The organism is Amycolatopsis sp. NPDC024027 (assembly GCF_040638975.1).
Classification (GTDB): Bacteria; Actinomycetota; Actinomycetes; order Mycobacteriales; family Pseudonocardiaceae; genus Amycolatopsis.
On the sequence record NZ_JBEZYY010000003.1, the window covers coordinates 451,901 to 468,918 of the forward strand.

General features: G+C 72.9%; 13 protein-coding genes. 9 read left to right on the forward strand and 4 right to left on the reverse strand.

All coding sequences use genetic code 11. The annotated features are described in order from the left end of the window. Positions 1-9: 9 nt before the first annotated feature. Positions 10-225: a helix-turn-helix transcriptional regulator gene (locus AB0F52_RS11430; RefSeq protein WP_360167984.1), complete on the reverse strand. Its 216-nt coding sequence runs from the start codon at positions 223-225 to the stop codon at positions 10-12. Positions 226-228: 3 nt separating this feature from the next. Next, positions 229-1,671, reverse strand: a complete 1,443-nt coding sequence (locus AB0F52_RS11435) for a BTAD domain-containing putative transcriptional regulator (RefSeq protein WP_360168299.1) — start codon at positions 1,669-1,671, stop codon at positions 229-231. Positions 1,672-1,727: 56 nt separating this feature from the next. Here AB0F52_RS11435 and AB0F52_RS11440 point away from each other — a divergent pair, with 56 nt between their 5' ends. The 3 genes from AB0F52_RS11440 to AB0F52_RS11450 all read left to right on the forward strand — a co-directional run bounded on the left by AB0F52_RS11440 (position 1,728) and on the right by AB0F52_RS11450 (position 5,578). Next, positions 1,728-2,399 carry a response regulator transcription factor gene (locus AB0F52_RS11440; protein WP_360167987.1) on the forward strand — a complete coding sequence of 224 codons (672 nt, stop codon included), beginning with the start codon at positions 1,728-1,730 and terminating at the stop codon, positions 2,397-2,399. Next, positions 2,396-3,640: a HAMP domain-containing sensor histidine kinase gene (locus AB0F52_RS11445; RefSeq protein WP_360167990.1), complete on the forward strand. Its 1,245-nt coding sequence runs from the start codon at positions 2,396-2,398 to the stop codon at positions 3,638-3,640. The genes AB0F52_RS11440 and AB0F52_RS11445 overlap by 4 nt, the downstream gene beginning before the upstream one ends. An 81-nt stretch (positions 3,641-3,721) precedes the next feature. After that, positions 3,722-5,578: a fibronectin type III domain-containing protein gene (locus AB0F52_RS11450; protein ID WP_360167993.1), complete on the forward strand. Its 1,857-nt coding sequence runs from the start codon at positions 3,722-3,724 to the stop codon at positions 5,576-5,578. 13 nt (positions 5,579-5,591) lie between these two features. Here the strand turns inward: AB0F52_RS11450 and AB0F52_RS11455 are convergent, their stop codons facing one another. After that, positions 5,592-6,968, reverse strand: a complete 1,377-nt coding sequence (locus AB0F52_RS11455; protein WP_360167996.1) for a protein kinase — start codon at positions 6,966-6,968, stop codon at positions 5,592-5,594. Positions 6,969-7,151: 183 nt separating this feature from the next. Between AB0F52_RS11455 and AB0F52_RS11460 the strand changes: the two genes are divergently transcribed. The 3 genes from AB0F52_RS11460 to AB0F52_RS11470 are packed head-to-tail and all read left to right on the forward strand — an operon-like array spanning position 7,152 to position 11,836. Further along, entirely contained in the window at positions 7,152-7,952 is an 801-nt protein-coding gene (locus AB0F52_RS11460) for a hypothetical protein (protein ID WP_360167999.1), read from the forward strand. A gap of 4 nt (positions 7,953-7,956) precedes the next feature. Then, positions 7,957-8,310: a hypothetical protein gene (locus tag AB0F52_RS11465; protein WP_360168002.1), complete on the forward strand. Its 354-nt coding sequence runs from the start codon at positions 7,957-7,959 to the stop codon at positions 8,308-8,310. A 46-nt stretch (positions 8,311-8,356) separates the two neighbouring features. Continuing rightward, the gene (locus AB0F52_RS11470; protein ID WP_360168005.1) at positions 8,357-11,836 is read left to right on the forward strand and encodes a hypothetical protein; all 3,480 of its coding nucleotides are present in this window, start codon (positions 8,357-8,359) and stop codon (positions 11,834-11,836) included. 289 nt (positions 11,837-12,125) lie between these two features. Here AB0F52_RS11470 and AB0F52_RS11475 read toward each other — a convergent pair whose 3' ends face one another. Continuing rightward, positions 12,126-12,512 (reverse strand): hypothetical protein, encoded by a 387-nt coding sequence (locus AB0F52_RS11475; RefSeq protein ID WP_360168008.1) that lies wholly within the window; start codon positions 12,510-12,512, stop codon positions 12,126-12,128. Between the two features lie 186 nt (positions 12,513-12,698). On the opposite strand from AB0F52_RS11475, the gene AB0F52_RS11480 reads away from it, so the two are divergent. The 3 genes from AB0F52_RS11480 to AB0F52_RS11490 are packed head-to-tail and all read left to right on the forward strand — an operon-like array spanning position 12,699 to position 16,944. After that, the gene (locus AB0F52_RS11480; RefSeq protein WP_360168011.1) at positions 12,699-13,658 is read left to right on the forward strand and encodes a MoxR family ATPase; all 960 of its coding nucleotides are present in this window, start codon (positions 12,699-12,701) and stop codon (positions 13,656-13,658) included. 2 nt (positions 13,659-13,660) lie between these two features. Further along, entirely contained in the window at positions 13,661-14,806 is a 1,146-nt protein-coding gene (locus tag AB0F52_RS11485; protein WP_360168014.1) for a DUF58 domain-containing protein, read from the forward strand. Further along, positions 14,806-16,944 (forward strand): transglutaminaseTgpA domain-containing protein, encoded by a 2,139-nt coding sequence (locus AB0F52_RS11490; RefSeq protein WP_360168017.1) that lies wholly within the window; start codon positions 14,806-14,808, stop codon positions 16,942-16,944. Before AB0F52_RS11485 ends, AB0F52_RS11490 begins: the two co-directional genes overlap by 1 nt. Positions 16,945-17,018: the final 74 nt, after the last annotated feature.

Genomic DNA, 17,018 nt, shown 5'->3' on the forward strand with positions numbered 1-17,018 from the left:
ATCGGCCACTCAGCCCGCGTCGAGGAGCCAGCCACGATCGGCCGCCTTCACCCCGGCCTGGAACCGGCTTCGCGCGCCGAGCCGGTTCATGATGCCGGAGACCAGCCGGCGCACGGTGCGTACCGAGATACCCAGCCGCACCGCCGCCGACTCGTCGGTGTAGCCGGCCGTGAGCAGCGTGAGCAGCTGCCGTTCCCGATCGCTCAACTCGTCGTGGACACCCATGGCTCACGCGACCTTCCCGGGTTCGCGCCGCCGGATCGTCCACAGTGGAGCGATCGGTGGCGTGCCCGCGGTCGCCGCGGCTTCGCGCAGGGCAGCCGGAAGGCCGTGGCAGCGCCGTACGGTCGCGGCGACGACCGGCTCGTCCGCGACGGCGCCGCGTTCTCCGGCCGCCGCGCGGTACAGCGCCGCCGCCTCGGCCGGGGTCATCGGCCCGAGCCGGACGCGGACCGCGCCGTCGACGTGCAGGGTCTCGGACCGGCCGGTGATCAGCGCCGCGCTCGGGCCGGTCGCGGGCAGCAGCGGCTCCACCTGCGCGGGGTCCGCGACGTCGTCGAAGAGCAGCAGCACGCGCCGGAACGCGAGTTCGGATCGCCACAGCGCGGCCCGTTCGTCCGCGTCGGCCGGGACGAGCGCGGGCGGGATGCCGATGCCGTGCAGCAGCCTGGCCAGTACCGTCGCGACCGGCACCGGCGAGCCCGCCGCGTGCAGAGCGACGGAGAACTGGCCGTCGGGGAACCGTGCGGCCAGCCGGTGCGCCGCGTGCACGGCGAGGGCCGTCTTGCCGGCCCCGGCCGGGCCGGTCACCACGGCGACCCGCGGGTTGCCGGTGCACGCGCGGTCCAGGAGCTCGAGCTCCCGGGCGCGGCCGGTGAACAACGGCGTGTCGCGGGGCAGCTCGCGCCGGGGCGGCCGCTCGGCGGGGCGGGCGCCGCAGTGCATCGCCCGGAGCGCCTCCGCGAGCTCGGGCCCCGGCCGGACGCCCAGCTCGGCGGCCAGTACGCGGCGTGCCTCGTGGTACGCGGCGAGGGCCTGGGCCGGCCGTCCCAGCGCGTGCCACGCGCGGACCAGCCGCGCCCACGCGTCTTCCCGCAGCGGATCGTCGGCGGTGAGGGAACGCAGGGTCGTGACGGCGTCGGCCGTGCGGCCGAGCTCCAGCTGTGCCTCGGCGAGGCACGCCCACAGCTCACGCCGCAGGTCGTCGAGCCTCGCCACGGTGTCGCCGAGGTCGAGGTCCAATCCCTCGAACGGCCGCCCGCACCAGTGCCCCAGCGCTTCGGTGGCCAGTGCGAACGCCGTCTCCGCCGCACCCGCGGCCAGCGCGTGCCGGGCGCTCTCGGCCGCTTCGGCGGCGCAGTGGGCGTCGAGCTCGCCCGGAGCGACCCGCAGCCGGTAGGCGCCGGGCCTGCTCTCGATGCGCGCGCCGTCTTCGTGGCGGGGCAACAGCCGTCGCAGCCGCCACACGTAGGTCTTGAGGTTGGCCTCGGCCGACGCCGGCGCGCCCGGTTCCGGCCAGGTGGCTGCGATCAGCCGGTCCACCGCGATCCACGCATCGGGCTCCACGAGGAGTGCGGCGAGCACCGCGACGGGCTTGCCGCCGCCGAGCCGGCACACGAGACCGTCGTGACCCCGCACCTCGAGTGGTCCCAGGACCTGGAAGAGCACCATGCTCACACCCCCGCTCCGTCTGACGCCCACGATCGCGCGACGCACATGAGGTTCCGATGACAGCCGCGCGGGTGCTGGTGGTGGAGGACGACGAGGACCTGCGGGTGGCGGTGACCACCGAGCTGGCCGCGTCCGGACTGCGGGTCGGCCAGGCGGGTGACCTCGCCGGCGCGCACGCCGAGCTGGCGGCCGCGGACCACGACTGCGCCGTCTTCGACCGCATGCTGCCCGACGGCGACTCGATCGGCTACGTCCACCGGCGGCGCCTGGAGGGCTGGGCGGTGCCGGTGCTGTTCCTCACCGCCCGCGACAGCCTCGACGACCGGGTGGCCGGGTTCGACCACGGCGGCGACGACTACCTGGTGAAACCGTTCGCCGTGGCCGAACTGGCCGCACGGGTGAACGCGCTGTGCCGCCGGTCCGGCTCGGGACGGCCCTCCGTCCTGCGCCACGACGACCTGGAAATGGACTGCGCTCGCCGCGAGGTCCGCCGGGCCGGGACGCTGCTCACCTTGAGCGGCAAGGAGTTCGCCGTGCTCGAAGTCCTGCTGGCCCGGCCCGGGCAAGCTGTCGGGCGCGACGAGCTGATCGAACACTGCTGGGACAGCCGGACCGATCCGATGTCCAATGTGGTCGACGTCGTCGTCCGGCGGCTGCGCCTGAAGCTGCGCGAACCCGAGCTGATCCTCACCGTGCGCGGGCGCGGCTACCGGCTGGCCACCCGGTGAGGCGATCGGCGGCCGACCGGCTGCGCCACCTGCGCCGGGTGCTCACCTGGCTGTTCACCGGGCTCAACGCGGCCGGCCTCATCGTGTTCGCCTGGCTCGCGGTCCAGGCCGACGCGCAGCAGCGCGAGGTGCGCCTGGACGGCCGGACCAGCCGGGTCACCGCGGCGGTCACCCGGCTGGTCAAGGAGGGTGACGAGGTCGTGACCGGGCTGGTCGGCCAGGACCCGGTGAGCGGCCAGTGCCCGCAGTTCGTGGTCCTGCCCGCCGGCGCGGGCCGGTTCGCCGGCTTCACCAGCGCGCGGACGTGCGTCCCGGTGGACCCGGCCAAGCTGCGTGCCTGGGCCAACGAGGCGGTCCGGGGTGAAGCCGTCCTCACCGGCTACGGCAGCGGGACCGGCGGAGAGCTGGTCAGGATCGGCGCGGAACCGTTCCGCAACACCGCCGGCCAGTACGCCGGCGCGGTGGTTGTCGTCGCCGACGCCCGTGGCGAGGAGGCGGACCACGATCGGCTGGTGCTGCTCGTCGGCGGCGGTTGCGTGCTGCTCGTCGCGGCGCTGGGGGTCGCGGGGCACGTCCTGTCCGGGCGCGCGATCCGGCCCGCGACGGCCGCGCTGGAACAGCAGGAGGTCCTGCTCGCGGAAACCGCGCACGACCTGCGCACCCCGGTGGCGGCGCTGCGCGCGCTGGCCGAAACGGCCCTGCGGAACCCGGCCGAACGCGCGGACTTGCTGCCGCGCACGGTCCGGCTGGCCGGGCGGATGGGCAGCATCATCGACGGCCTGCTCGTGCGCGCCCGGCTCGCGGCGGGTGTCGAGTCACTGGCCATCCAGCCGGTCTGGCTCGATCAGCTGGTCACCGGCGTGGTGGACGAAACACCGAAGGAGGACGCCCAGGTGACGGTGACGGTGGCCCCGACGAAGGTGCTCGCCGACCCCGCGCTGGTCCAGCGGGCCATCGGGAACCTGCTGGACAACGCGATGCGCCACGGGCGGCGTCCCGGGGCGGAGGCGATCGTGCACATCACCGTGGCGGGCGGCCGGGTGACGGTGGCGGACCACGGGCCCGGGATCGACGCGGCGGTCGCCGAGGAGACGTTCGACCGGTTCACCAGCGGTGCCGGGTCGAGCGGGCTCGGGCTGTCCATCGTCCGCTGGGTCGCCCAGGCGCACGGCGGTGTCCTGCGCGTCTACAACGCCGAAGTGGGCGGCGCGATCTTCGAACTGAGTTTGCCGGAGGCATGAGTGTCACGTTCAGCGCGCACCCGAGCAGGAAATGTATTCGACCGGGCCGGTTCGTGTACCAGGATTTTCTACGATCGCCGGGTGGGTAAGAGGGGACTCCGCCGGCTTCCGATGACCGCGCTCGTCAGCGTCTGCGCGGTGCTGATCGGGGTGGCCGTGTCCGGGGGCGCTTCGCCGTTGCCGGGGCTGGAGCTCGCGCAGGCCGGGCACTGGATCGCCAGCCCGGCCCTCAACCTGGTGCTGTTCGTCAACGGTTCGGCCAAGAGCGTGGATGCCCAGGTGCCCGTGGCCGGCCTCGAACCGGGCAGCCAGGTGGTGCAGGGCCCGACGAGCGGGTACGTGATCGGCAAGTCCGCCATCATCGAATTCGGCAAGTCGGACCTGTCGGTCGACCGCACGCTGACCCCGCCGTCCGGCGAACGGCCGGCGCTCGTGGAAGCCTCCGGCGGCCCGTACCTGGTGTACCGGGAAGCCGGCCGGGTCGTCCGGCTCGGCAGCGGCTTCACCACGCTGCCCGCGGGTGGTCCGCTCGGTGCCCCGGTGGCCACCCCCGACGGCACGCTCTGGCTGAACCGCCTCGACTCCGGCGCGCTGTGCCGGCTGGCGAAGGACGCGGACACGGTGGCCTGCCGGGACGATCTCGGCGCGGGGCACACCGGCGGGCTCAGCGTCGCCGGCGACCGCGCGGTGTTCGTCGACACGACGACCGACACGATCCGGCAGGTGTCGGGGGACGCGCCGGGCGAACCGGTGGCGATCGGGACCGACCTTTCGCCGGCGGCGCAGATCGCTCCCGCCGACGCCGACGGCCGGATCGCCGTGCTGGAGCCGGAAAAGCGGCAGCTGTACCTGCTCGACGCCGGCGTGCCCGGTGCCGGGCGCGCGCCCGCGCAGCCGATCAAGGTCGGCCTGCCCGACGGCGTCTATTCGAACCCGGCGGCGAGTGCGTCCTCGGTGGTGCTCCTCGATCTGACCCGCCACCAGGTGCTCACCTACGGCGCGGACGGCAATCCGCGTCAGGCCACGGCGATCCCGCCGGAATCGGGCACCCCGCAGCTGGTGCGCGGCGACGACAAGCGCGTCTACGTGGACGGCGGGGAGGGCAAGCACGTCCTGGTCGTCGACCCCGACGGCCAGGTCAGCCAGGTGCCGGTCGCCGCCGACAAGGCTCCTGCCCCCGCCACCTCGGCACCACCGACGTCACCCCCGCCGCCGCCGGCCCAGCAGCCACCGGCCCAGCAACCGCCGAAGGCCAAACCCGACGTGCGGGCGGACGGTCCGAAGCAGCAGTCTCCGCCGGTGCGGAAGACCGACCCGCCGGTGACCCAGCAACAGAAGCCCCTCCCGCCGAGCCCGCCGGGCATCCCGGCCCGGCTCACCGCGCGGCTGCAGGGCGGTGATGCGCAGCTCAGCTGGGGCGCGGCGGCCGACAACCGGGCCGAGGTCACGGCGTACCACGTGGCGTGGCAGCCGTCGTCCGGCACCGGAGCGGGGTCCGCGGATCTGGGGGGCACCGCGCGGTCCGCGGTGATTCCCGGGCTGCGCGCGGGAATCACCTACACGGTCACCGTGGTCGCGGAGAACAGTGCCGGGCGCGGGACGCCGGCCACGGCGAAGGTGGCCGGCCCGGCGGTCCCGAAACCGACGATCACGGTGACCCGGGGGAAGACCGGGACCTACGAGCCGGACCCGGGGGAGTGTTCGGCACCGGACTGCGCCAAGATGCACGTGGTGGTGCGTGGATTCGCACCCAACACCGCGTTCCACTTCACGCCGCACTGCGGGTGCGAGTACTCGAACGGGGGCCGCTCGTTCACCACCGACTCGAACGGTGCGGTCACCTTCGAGGCGTTCGACTTCGGCGCGGTCGGCAAGCAGGCTTGGGTCACCTCGGACAACGGCGTCTCCTCCGCCAAGTACACCTGGCCGCCCGGCTGAGGCCCCGGGACGCCTACTGCGTGCAGCGGGCGTCGCGGATGCCCTGGGGTGCACTTTGGACCGACGTCGAGCCGTCGGTGCCCTGGACGACGAAGCAGTACTTCAGGGACGGCTCCACGTTCACGCGGTGATTCGTCTCGCGCTGCACGTATTCGGTGTGGTTCGGCTTGCCCTCCGGGGCGACGACGACGGCGTAGACGAGCTCCGGCGTGCTGCCGCGCCAGCTGAGGTCCACATAGGTGTCGTGGTCGGCGGGCGTCGCGAAGTCGATCCGCGCGGCCGCCGGCGACGGCGCCGGCCGGCCGGTCGTGGGTGCCGGTGCCGGGGGCACGCTCAGTTCCTCCGGCCGGTTCGTGAGGACGACCACCGCGACGACGGCGAGCGCGGCCGCGCCCGCGGCGGCCGCGACCGTCAGCGCGGTGCGGCGCTTGCGAGGCGTGCCGGTCGTGGGGCCGTACTCGACCACCAGCTCGCCGAGCGGTCGCGGCCGGGCGAGCACGGCCGGGGAAGGGCTTGGTGCGGGGTGGTTCCCGGGGACGGCGGGGCCGATCATCGCGCCGAGCCGGGTGACGACGAGGGCGGCGTCGATCGGCCGCGCGTCCGGGTTGACCGCGAGCAGTGCCGACACCAGATGAGCGAGGCCGGCGGGCAGATCGGCTCGGTTGAGCGGGGGAACGTCGCCGCTGAGGACGCGCAGCGTCACCGCGGCCGCGGGCTCGCCGGGGCGGCCCTGGTGCGGAGGCTGCCCGGACAGCGCGAGGTACAGGACGGCGCCGAGGCCGTACAGGTCGGTGCGCTCGTCGAGCGTCCCGTCGCGCAGGGTTTCGGGCGCGAGGTATTCGACGCCGCTTTCGAGGTCGCGGGGGAAGGCCTGGCGCAGGGTCAAGCCGAAGTCGGCCAGCACCGGGGCGCCGGACGCCCGGAAGAGCACGTTGCCCGGCGTGACACCGCCGTGGACGAGCCCGGCTTGGTGCGCCTGGGCCAGGGTGGTGGCGAGGGCTTCGCCGAGCGCCAACGTGTCGGTGATCGACAGCGGCCCGAAGGCGGCGACCAGTTCCGGCAACGACTGCGCGCACAGCTCCATCCGGATCCCGCAGCGGCCGTCGGCGAGTTCCCGGACCTCGTCCGGTACCAGCGCGGTACCCAGCTCGCGCAATGCGGCGAGCGCGCTCAATTCCTTGTCGAGTTCGGTGCGGGTCCGGCGATCCAGTTTGCCCGGGTACACCTTGAGCGCGAACGCCTCGCCGGTCGTGCCGTGCACCCCCGCCAGCACTCGGGCGACCGGGCCCTCGCCGAGCGGCACCAGTTCGCCGTGTTCCGTGTCCGCCATGGTCTTGCTCGCCCCCGCGCTCGCGCCGATGCCCGGCTTCGTGCGGGCGTGAACTCCCATTCTAGGAATGCCGCTGCCCGCGGCGCGCCCCGCGTGGCAGGTTGTGGCCATCGGCGCGCCACAACGGCGGATTGCGCGGGGAATCGGCCGCGGATGTATCGCTGATGTATTCGTGCTGGACCTCCCCGGGGGATTGTTGCGGCGTGGCGGCGACCGGTCGCCGATGACCAGCGAGGTGAGGGAATGAAGCGGAATCTCAAGCGGGCGGCCGTTTACGGGGTGGCGGGTCTCGCCACCGCGGCGATCGGGGCATCGACGGCGAGCGCACTCGCCGAAGACGGCCAGGAAAACCACGACGTGAAGCCGGTCCCGGCCGCACCTCAGGCGGCCGCGGTTCCGCAGCAGGCTCCTCCCGCCGTCGCCGCTCCGCCGGCCAGGATCGCCGCCCCGCAGCACACGGTCGACGGGCCGAAGCAGCCGGAGCCGCCGCGGCACGTGGTGCCCGCGGCGCCGCACCGCCCGGCCGTCGCGGCGGCGCGGCCGATCCTGCCGAAGCCGCCGGCCGCGAAACACGCCAAGTCGCCGTCGCGGCCCCGCTCGTCGGTGGCGCAGAAGACGGTCGACGCGTCGACCACCCGGTACATCGTGCGGGCCGCGGCCCAGGCCTCCGCGCCGGCCGTCAAGACGCCGGAGGTCCGGCCGAGCCCGGCCGCCACGACCGATCAGGGGCTCGACGAAGCCGTCAAGGCGGTCGGCGTCGCGCACCAGGCCGTCCGGGACGCGGAAAAGACCTTCGACGAGGCGGGCAAGGCGCTCCACCAGGCCAAGGACACGCTCGGCAAGACGAAGGCGGACCTCAAGAGGATCCGCGACGGCCTCAAGACCGGGAAGCGACCGTGCGACGACGCGCCCGTGCGGGTGAAGCGGACTCAGAACAAGCACGGCAAGGTGGTCTCGAAGACCGCCTCCGTCACGTCCGGAGGCGTGTCCGCGTCCTCGACCGCGACGGCGACCAACGGCACCGTCTCCGCCACCGCGTGGTGACGTCATGAGCACGGCATTGGCCGAAGAGCCGGCGCTCGACGACGCTTACTACATCGTGATCCCGGAGCAGGTGTGGCTCGGGCAGAAGGCACCGGTCGAGGAGCGGGACCGCGGCGAGGAGATTTCCGAGACGTACTACCTGCCGCCGCTCGAGCCGAGGGCGCCGCTCGCCCTCGGCGCGGTGACGGGAATCGGTGGCGTGTCGGGCTCCCTGGTGTTCGGCGTCGTCGCCGGCGCGCTCGCCACGTCGCCGCTCGGCCTGGCCGCCGGCGTCGCGGCGGGCATCTTCGGCGGCCTGATGGGCAGTTCGCTGGCCGAGGAAATCCACGACCGTTCAAGGAGGGTTGCGGGTGAATAACGTAATACTGCCGTGCACTACGCGAAATCGACGAACGGGAGCGCCGGTGCTCCCGCAGGCTCCTGCGGGCCAGTACCTCCTTCCGGTAACCCGTGCGGTGTGGCGAGAAGCGACCGTCGGCGAGGTGCTGAGTCCGGGGATCGATCTGCGACGCGCGGTGCTGTATTCGCTTTCGGGCGGTTTGCTGACCGTGGCCTTCGGCATGTTCGGCTGCGCAACAGCACACGCCGCGCCGATGCCGGTGGACGCCGATGGAGTTTCGCACGCACGCTCGGAGCGTGGTTCGCCGCCGCCGGTGAGCAACGGGGGCGTGAAAAAGGAAACCGCCAAGAGTGCCGGGAGCAAGTCGACTTCCAGTGGCAAGCGGCAGGAGGTGGACGGAGGTAACCAGGCACCTGCCAAGCCGTCGCCGAGGGAGGCCGCGAAGGAGCTCCCCGGCTTCGGATTGCTGAAAACCGCGGATTCGGTCAAGAAGGTCGTCGATTCGGCGAAGTCGAACACCGACAAGAAGAGCGACAATCGGAACGGCGACAAACAGAAGGGCGACAACCGGAACGACAAGTCGGACGACAGGCCGAAGAGCGAGAGCTCCCGGGACGGGACGGACCAGAGGAACAAGCCGTCCGGCGAGGACAAGGTCGATGGGAGGGAGGCGTCGTCCAGCGACGCGTCTCTCGTGCCGGGCGGGAAGGCCGCAATGGTGGGGGCGGAGTATTCGCAGCGTGCGGCGAATCGTACGCAACCCGACGATGACGGTGGTGTCGGGGCCGTTCTGCAACCGCTCCTGCAAGCCACCCCTGGTCCGGAGGCTGAGCAGGATCCCCTGCCGATGATGCCGCAGCCGAAGGCCGTCGATTCGGCGAAGTCGAACAACGACAAGAAGAGCGGCAACCGGAACGGCAAGTCGGAGGCCAAGCGGAAGAACGAGAGCTCGCGGGACGGGACGGACAAGAGGAACAAGCAGTTCGGCGTGGACAAGCTCGATGGGAGGGAGGCGCTGTCCGATGTGGCGTCTCTCGTGCCGGGCGGGAAGGGTGCGCAGCTGGCGGTCGCGGCTGCAAAGGTGGGGGCGGAGTATTCGCAGCGTGCGGCGAATCGTACGCAACCCGACGATGACGGCGCGGCCGTCCGGATGCGTACTGATGCGGTGGCGCCATCGGCCGTGAACAAAGGCACGCCCAGCGGGACGAATCAGTTCAGCCAGACGCTGGAAGACATCGACGGCAGCCTCGATGAGGCTTTCGAGGGCGTTGCGAAGTGGGCGCAGGACACGAAAGCCAGCGACGAGGTCGCGAAGGTGGGGCCGCGGCCCCGGTGGCTCGACGATCCGGGCTACGACTTCCGCCTGGCCGGCGCCCGCGCGAAGCAGATAGGTGCGGGGGTGGTCGGTGCGGTGACCGACTCGGTGCGTTTTCTCGGTGCTCTGGACCAGCCGGAACCCCGTGCCGAGATGGAGAAATCGCTCCAGGATGGCGTGAAAAAGGTCACCGCCGACCCGGGTGGCGCGGCCCAGGACGTCGCCGACGGGATCGGTGAAACTGTCAAGGACGTTGCCGCTCATCCCGACTACGCTCTCGGGTATGCGGTGGCCTCGCTGGTGGGTGGTCGCGGCGCCGGTCGGCCCTCGCCCAAGGTGGCGCCCCATGTCGGCAGGCCGAATACGGCCGCACTGCATCCCGCTCCGGCCATTACGCCAACGCGTCCCGGTCCAGGTGTCGAGGTAGCACGTTCCACCGCATCTGGCACGGCCGCCGCACGCCCTGGCGCCAGCACGAAGGTGCTCGGCGCGCTGAAAGGCGCGGTTGCGGCCGGCGCAGCCGTGAAGGGCAGCAGGGCGCTCGGGGAGGTCACCGATGCCTCCAACCTGATCAGCCGCGCGAACGCGGCCGGGCAAGGCGCGGCCGGCGTGGCGGAAGGCGCGAGGGTCCCGGTGGCAGCAGGCGCTCGTGCGGTCCCTGGACCGGGTATCACGTCGGCGCCGTCGGGGTTGGCAAGTGTCGAGGAAGTGGCGGCGGCCGCAGCGAAGGGCACGCCCGGTGGGGGCGCCGGTGTGCTGTCCAGGCCCGCACCGGTCGGAGTCGGCAGGGCAGAGCAGGGCGCGGGCCGGGCTCTCCACGCCGGGGGGACGGGCGGCCGGGTGGGGGGCAACGGTCCGACCCGGCCAGGCGGTGGCCCGGCTTATGGGAAGGCGGCTCCGCTGGTGGCCGGTGTCGCCGGCACCGGGGTGATGGCCGAGATGTCGGCGGATGACAGGGGCGACGCGGAACCGCCGCCGAAGCTACGCTCGCCGCAGCCTGGGGCGCCAGGGGCCCGGACGTCGGATGCGCCGCCGTTCCCGGGCACGGCCGAGCCGCGGATACCCCCATTTGCGGGCCGCTACCCCGCGCCGGGCCGGGGTGAACGTCCGGCGGAGCCGATCCCGGGAGCCAGGCGCGGTCTGGACCCGCAGCTCGCGCCGTGGGCTGTGCCGAAGGGGCCGAGGGGGCCGGGGGATCCGGTCCCGGACAACTGGGGCCGTCCCGATCCGCTGCTCGCGCCGCGAGGCGTGCCGACTGAACCGTCTGCCCCGGGAAGCCCGGAACCTGGTGACTGGGACCTGCCCGATCCGCGGCTCACGCCTTGGGGCGTGCCGACCGAGCCAACCTCGCCAGGCTTGCCTGCTCCCGTGGTGCAGTCGGAATCGAACGATCTTGCGATCGAGGAGGTGATCGCACGGCCGGCACTGGTGCCGCTGCCCACTCTGCTCGGGCCCTCGATCACCGACATTCCGCGAGCCCGGTTCGCTTCGCCGGTCTGGTCTTATGGCGGCCCTGGGCCGGTCGATGACAGGCAGAACCTGGTGGATCCGGCCATTGGGGCGTATCTCCGGGAGCATCAGGCGCAGAACACATGGACACGGCGGAATCACGACCGGGCGGCCGAGGCGGTTCCTGTCGTCCTGCGGGTTGTGCCGGAATTGCAGAAACGTGCAGACGGCGCACGGGAAGACTACTTGAACGGGCCTGGCTTCACTGCCGGCCAGCTCGCGAACCAAGCCAGGATCGAGAAAGAGGCTGATGCCTTGATCCCCTTGCGACAAGCGGAAGAGGTCAAGGTCAAGGCTGGAAAAGGTGATCCGAAAAGGCTGCAGCGGCTGAAAGACAAGGAACACGAGCTGCGTAAGAAGCTTGGGGTCATGCGCAAGGCCAATGCGGGTACGCAGCAGCACATCATTTTCGAGGATTCGGTGATGCGGGACGCGGCGGAAATACTCGGCGAGTTCGCCGATGAATACCGCTTTCGTGTTGAAGTTCCCTTCAATATCAACGGGGAAGCAGTGCCCGACGGCACAGCGCGTGGGAAAGCCAGGAAGACCAAACCGGATCTCGTGCTGGAGCGGCGGGCTCCCGACGGGACGTGGTACCGGGTCCAGGACTTCGACCTGAAGACCGGCAAGAAAGGGATCGAGGGGGGCTGGGACTTCCGCAACCAGCGCAACGCCCGCAGCCTGTTCAAGGTCATAACCCTCAGACCTCGTGTGAAGTGATCATCGCCGGTGCCGCGCCGGAGGGACCGTGCTGCTCCGGCGCGGCACTGCTGGACCGTGCTCGAAGTGCGCCGGCCGTGGCCGGTCCCGGAAGTCGCGGTGCAGAGCAGGATTCCCGGAGAAGCCGGTCACGCGGGCGTAGCTGCTGAGCATGAGGATCGGCGAGTTGTCCCGGCACGGTGAAGCAGTCCTGAACCACGCGCGTAGGTGGTGAACGGGGCGCGCCCGGCAAGAAGCCCGGCAAGAACGAGGCCGAACTGTGTTTCGCGTCAAGGAGCGAAAGGACCGTTCACCACCTGTCGGACCAAGCCTGGTCCGCCGCCTCCCGGATCTTCGGAAAGTCCTTGCCGGGAATCGACTTGGCGAGCGCGGCCTGGAACCCGTCCGCGGCCTGGCGAATCGCGTCGAGTTGCTGCCCGCAGGCGGTGTCGGTCGGCGCCGGGTGGCCCGAGCAGGCCGTACCCATGGTCGCGGACAGCGTGTCGACCCGATAGGTCCAGAAGATGTCGATCGGGCGGGGTGCCACCGGTGCGGTCGAAGGAGCGCGAACCGGCGGGCTCGACTTCGCGGCCGGAGCGGCCGGGGACTCCTCGGCGCCACATCCGGCCAGCGCCAGGCCGGCGAGTAGAGTCCCCGCGACCGCGCTACGAATTCTGGTCTTTTCGCTGCTGTGCATGAACATTTGCCTCGCCAATCCGACAGTCGGGTCGTTCCGCCGCCACCGTCGCACCCGGAACCTGAGGTTTCGATGACAGCGGTGTCTCCTCGGGACCGGTCCCGGGCTACCGGGGCTACGGTCGCCCGGATCCGTACCTCGGACAAGAGGGCTGGTGCGTGCGGTTCGACGAGGTGGGGAGTCACCATGGGTGAGTCGAGGGCCGGCGAGGCCTATGCGTTGATCGCACGGAACATCCAGGGGGTGATCCGCGGTAAGCCCGAGGTGGTCCGGCTCGCCGTCGCCGCGCTGTTCGCCGAGGGGCACCTGCTGATCGAGGACGTGCCCGGCCTCGGCAAGACGACCCTCGCGCGGTGCCTGGCGCGCAGCATCGGCGGCAGCTGGAGCCGGATCCAGTTCACGCCGGACCTGCTTCCCGGCGACATCACCGGCGTGACCGTGTACCACCAGAAGGACGAGCGGTTCGCCTTCCACCCCGGCGGGGTGTTCTCGAACATCGTCGTGGCCGACGAAATCAACCGCGGCACCCCCAAAACGCAGTCCGCGCTGCTGGAGGTGATGTCCGAGCGGCGGGTCACCGCCGACGCCGTTTCCCACGACGTACCGCGGCCCTTCCTCGTCATCGCCACCCAGAACCCGATCGAGATGGAGGGCACCTACCGGCTGCCCGAGGCCCAGCTCGACCGGTTCCTGATGCGCCTGTCCGTCGGGTACCCGGATCTGGACGCCGAGGTCATGGTGATCATGAGCGACTGCGCGGGCGTGTCACCCGACGACCTCCCGGCCGTCGTCGACGTCCCGATGCTGCTCGACGCGATCGCCGAGGTACGGGCTTCCCACCTCGACCGGGCGGTCGTCGAGTACGCGGCACGGCTCGCCGGGGCGACCCGCGAACACGCCGCGGTGCGGTTCGGGGTGAGCCCGCGCGGGAGCATCGCGCTGGTGCGCGCCGCGCAGGCCATGGCCGCCACCGAAGGCCGGGGGTTCGTCACGCCGGACGACCTCAAGGACGTGGCCGTGCCGGTCTTCGCGCACCGGCTGGTGCTCACCACCGAGGCCGAGCTCGGCCGGCTCGGCGCCGCCGACGTCGTGGCCGACGTCCTGGCCGGGACACCGGCACCGGCGATGCACCACGCGGGCCGCTGACCGTGCGGCCGACCCCGCGCGGGGCCGCCGTCCTCGGGGTGTCCGTGCTGCTGGTCGCGGTGGCGGAGTGGGCGGGATACCCGCTGTTGCGCGTGCTCGGCGCGACCGGGCTCGGCGCCCTGCTGGCCGCCGTCGCGGTCACCGCCCGCGGGATGCGGGTCGCGGTGTCCCGGGTCGTCTACCCGGACCGCGTCGAGCGCGGCCGGCCGGCCCTGGCGAAGCTGCGGGTCCGCAATCTCGCCGGCCGGCCCCAGCCGGGCTTCGCCGCGTGGGACCACGCCGGCGGGAGTACCCGGTCGGTCCAGGTGCGCGCGCTGCCCGAGGGGGCGGAAGCGACGTACCAGTACGAGCTTCCGACCGGGACCCGCGGGCCGATGGCCGTCGGGCCGCTGACGCTGCTGCGCGCCGATCCCTTCGGGCTCGCCCGCAACCGGCACCCGGCGGGCGAAACGGCGACGCTGTGGGTGTATCCGCGCACGTACCCGGCGCGCGCCCGGACCGGCGGCTTCCCCCGGCACCACCACGACGGCGCCACCACCGACGACTCGTTGCGGGGCTCGCTGGACCTGCGCGACGTCCGCGAGTACCAGCCCGGCGACGAAGTCCGGCACCTGCACTGGAAGGCGACCGCGCGGACCGGCCGGATGATGGTCCGCGACTACGCCGACCCGGAGCAGCCGCGCTTCACCCTGCTGCTCGACACCCGAGGCAACGCGTTGCCACCGGCCGTCTTCGAGGAAGCCGTCGACCTCGCGGCGTCACTGCTCGCCGCGGCCGCCACGGCCGGGCACCACAGCAGGCTGGTGACCTCGGGCGGTGCCGACCTCGCGACTTCCGGCGGCCCGCTCGCGGTCCGGCAACTGCTCGACGAGCTGTGCCAGGTGCGCCAGGACGCCGGCGCCGAGCAGGCGCTCGTGCCGGGCGCGCTGGCCGCCGTCCGGCACCGGGGTGGCTGCCTGGCGGTCGTGACGTCGGGAGCGGGCGGGCCCGGCACGCTCGGTGGCCTCGCCGGGCTGCGCGCGCGGTATTCGTCGGTTTTCGTCCTGGACCTGGGTTCCGGCGGCGTCCCGCCGGTGATTTCCGGCGCGCGGGTGCTCAGCGCCGAAAGCGCCGCGAGCGCCGTGCGCCGGTGGAACGAGGTGGTCTGATGCCCGGCCGGTCCACCGCACTGTGCGTGCTGCTCGCCACCGTCGTCGCGGGCCTGTTCTTCGTGCCGGTGTTCGGGGTGGCGCCGTTGCTCGCACCGCTCCTGGTCCCCGCCGCGGTGCTGTTCGTGGTCGCCCGGCTGTGCGGGCGCACCGAGGCGCTGACCGCGTGGCGCCCGCTGCTGCTCCTCCTGGCCGGCCTGCTCGCGGTCATCGAGACCGTGCTCTTTCCGACGACCGCGGCCGGGCTGCCCACCGGTGAGACGGTCTCCGCGCTGGCGTCCGGGGTCACCGACTCCTGGCAGCTGACCCTGCAATCCACCTGGCCGGCGCGGCCGTCGCCGGACCAGCTGCTGTTTGTCCCGTTGCTGGCCCTGGCGGCCGGGGTGCTCGGAACCGAACTGGTGCTGCGCGCCCGGAAGCCGATGGTGGCGCTGATCCCGAGTTTCGCGGTGGTCGTCGTGAGCCAGCTCTACGTTGCGCTGTCCGGACTCGCGGCCGTCGCCGCCGGGCTCGGGTACGCGGCGGTCGTGGGAGCGTTGCTCGCCCTGAGCCGTCCGGGCGCGGAGAAGCCGGCGAGCCGGCGCCGCCGGAGAGCACCGGCGTTCGCGTCGGGGGTGCCGGTGGTGGTCCTCGGGCTCGGCGCGGCGGCCGCGGCCGGGATGCTGCTTCCCGCGCCGGGGCCGGCGTTTTCGCTGAAGCAGGACCAGCCGGCGCAGGTGAGCGGGCGCGTGACCGGGCCGTTGGACGACATCGCCGACCGGCTGCAGCACCCCGACGTGCCGCTGTTCTCCGTCCACGGCGACGCGCGTCCCGACCGGTGGCCGCTGGTCGTGCTCGAGACCTTCGACGGAGTCAACTGGACACCGGGCGGCCACTACCGGCGGCTCGGCGCGCAGTTGCCGCGGAGCCCGTTGGTGAGCGTGCCTTCCCAGGAACGGACGGCGACGATCCGGCTCGGCGACCTCGACGGGCCGTGGCTGCCGAGCCAGACCTGGCCTGCCGCGGTCAGCGGCGCCGACCCGCTGGTCGAGGAGTCGCAGGGCTCGCTGTGGCTGCCGCGCCCCGCCGGCGAGTACCGGCTGAGCTGGTGGGAACCGCAGGTCCCGGTCGCCGACCTCGCGGCCGCCGCCATCGACCAGCGGGCCCCGGGCGGGCTCGGCGCGATCGGCGAGCCGCCCGCGGACGTCGAGGCGATGGCGCGGGCCGCGGCCGGCGGCCTGCACCCCGGTTTCCAGGCGGCGCTCACGCTGGAACGGTTCTTCCGCGAGGGGTACCACACCGCGGCGGGCCCCGGCCTGCCGAGCGGCCACGGCTGGCCGCAGCTGCGGAAGTTCCTGATCGAGACGCGGCGCGGCACGAGCGAGCAGTTCGCGGCCGCGTACGTCGCACTGGCGCGGATCGTCGGCATCCCGGCCCGCCTGGTCGTCGGCTTCCGCAGCCCGGCCGGGCCGGCCGCGGGCGGGGGCTACACCGTCCGCAACGGCGATGTCCTGGCCTGGCCCGAGGTGGCGGTCGCCGGGGCCGGCTGGGTGCCGCTGGATCCGACCGGCACCACCCGCCTCGGCGGTGCCGGTGGCCCCGCCGGCCTTTCCGAGGTCACCGCCCAGGCGCGGGCCCAGCTGCCGCCGGCGGCGCAGCAGCACGACGCCCCGGTCGCCCCCGTCAGGAGTTCCGGCGACGCGGGTGGTGCGCACACCGGCGACCGGTCGTTCCCGGTGCTCTGGGTACTCGCCGGGCCGGCGGCGTTCCTGCCGGCTTGGCTCGTGGGGGTGCCGGTGGCCAAGTTCCTGCGTTCGTGGCGTCGACGGCGCAGGGCGGGTGCCGGTGCGGTGCTCGGTGCCTGGCTCGAGGTCCGCGACCGCCTCCGCGACCACAGTGTTCCGTGGACGGCGGGGATGACGGCTCGTGACCTGGCGGCGGCCGCCCGGCGGCTCGGCAATCCGTCCATAGTGGACGGCTTGCACGCACTCGGTGGCACCGTGGATCAGGTGCTGTGGTCCGGCGATGTCCCCGGCGCGCAAGCGGGTCCCGAGGCGTGGGCCGCGGTCCGCACGGTCCGGCGCGGCCTGGCCGCTCGCGGCCCGCGCCTCCGCCTGCGTGCGGCCCTCGACCCCCGCACACTCCGGTACCGGGAATGAACGCGTAGGCACCGTCTCGAACGCCTTCAGCACCGGATGCGGCGGGGGAACCGGCCGTTGTTCCGGGCGGGCCG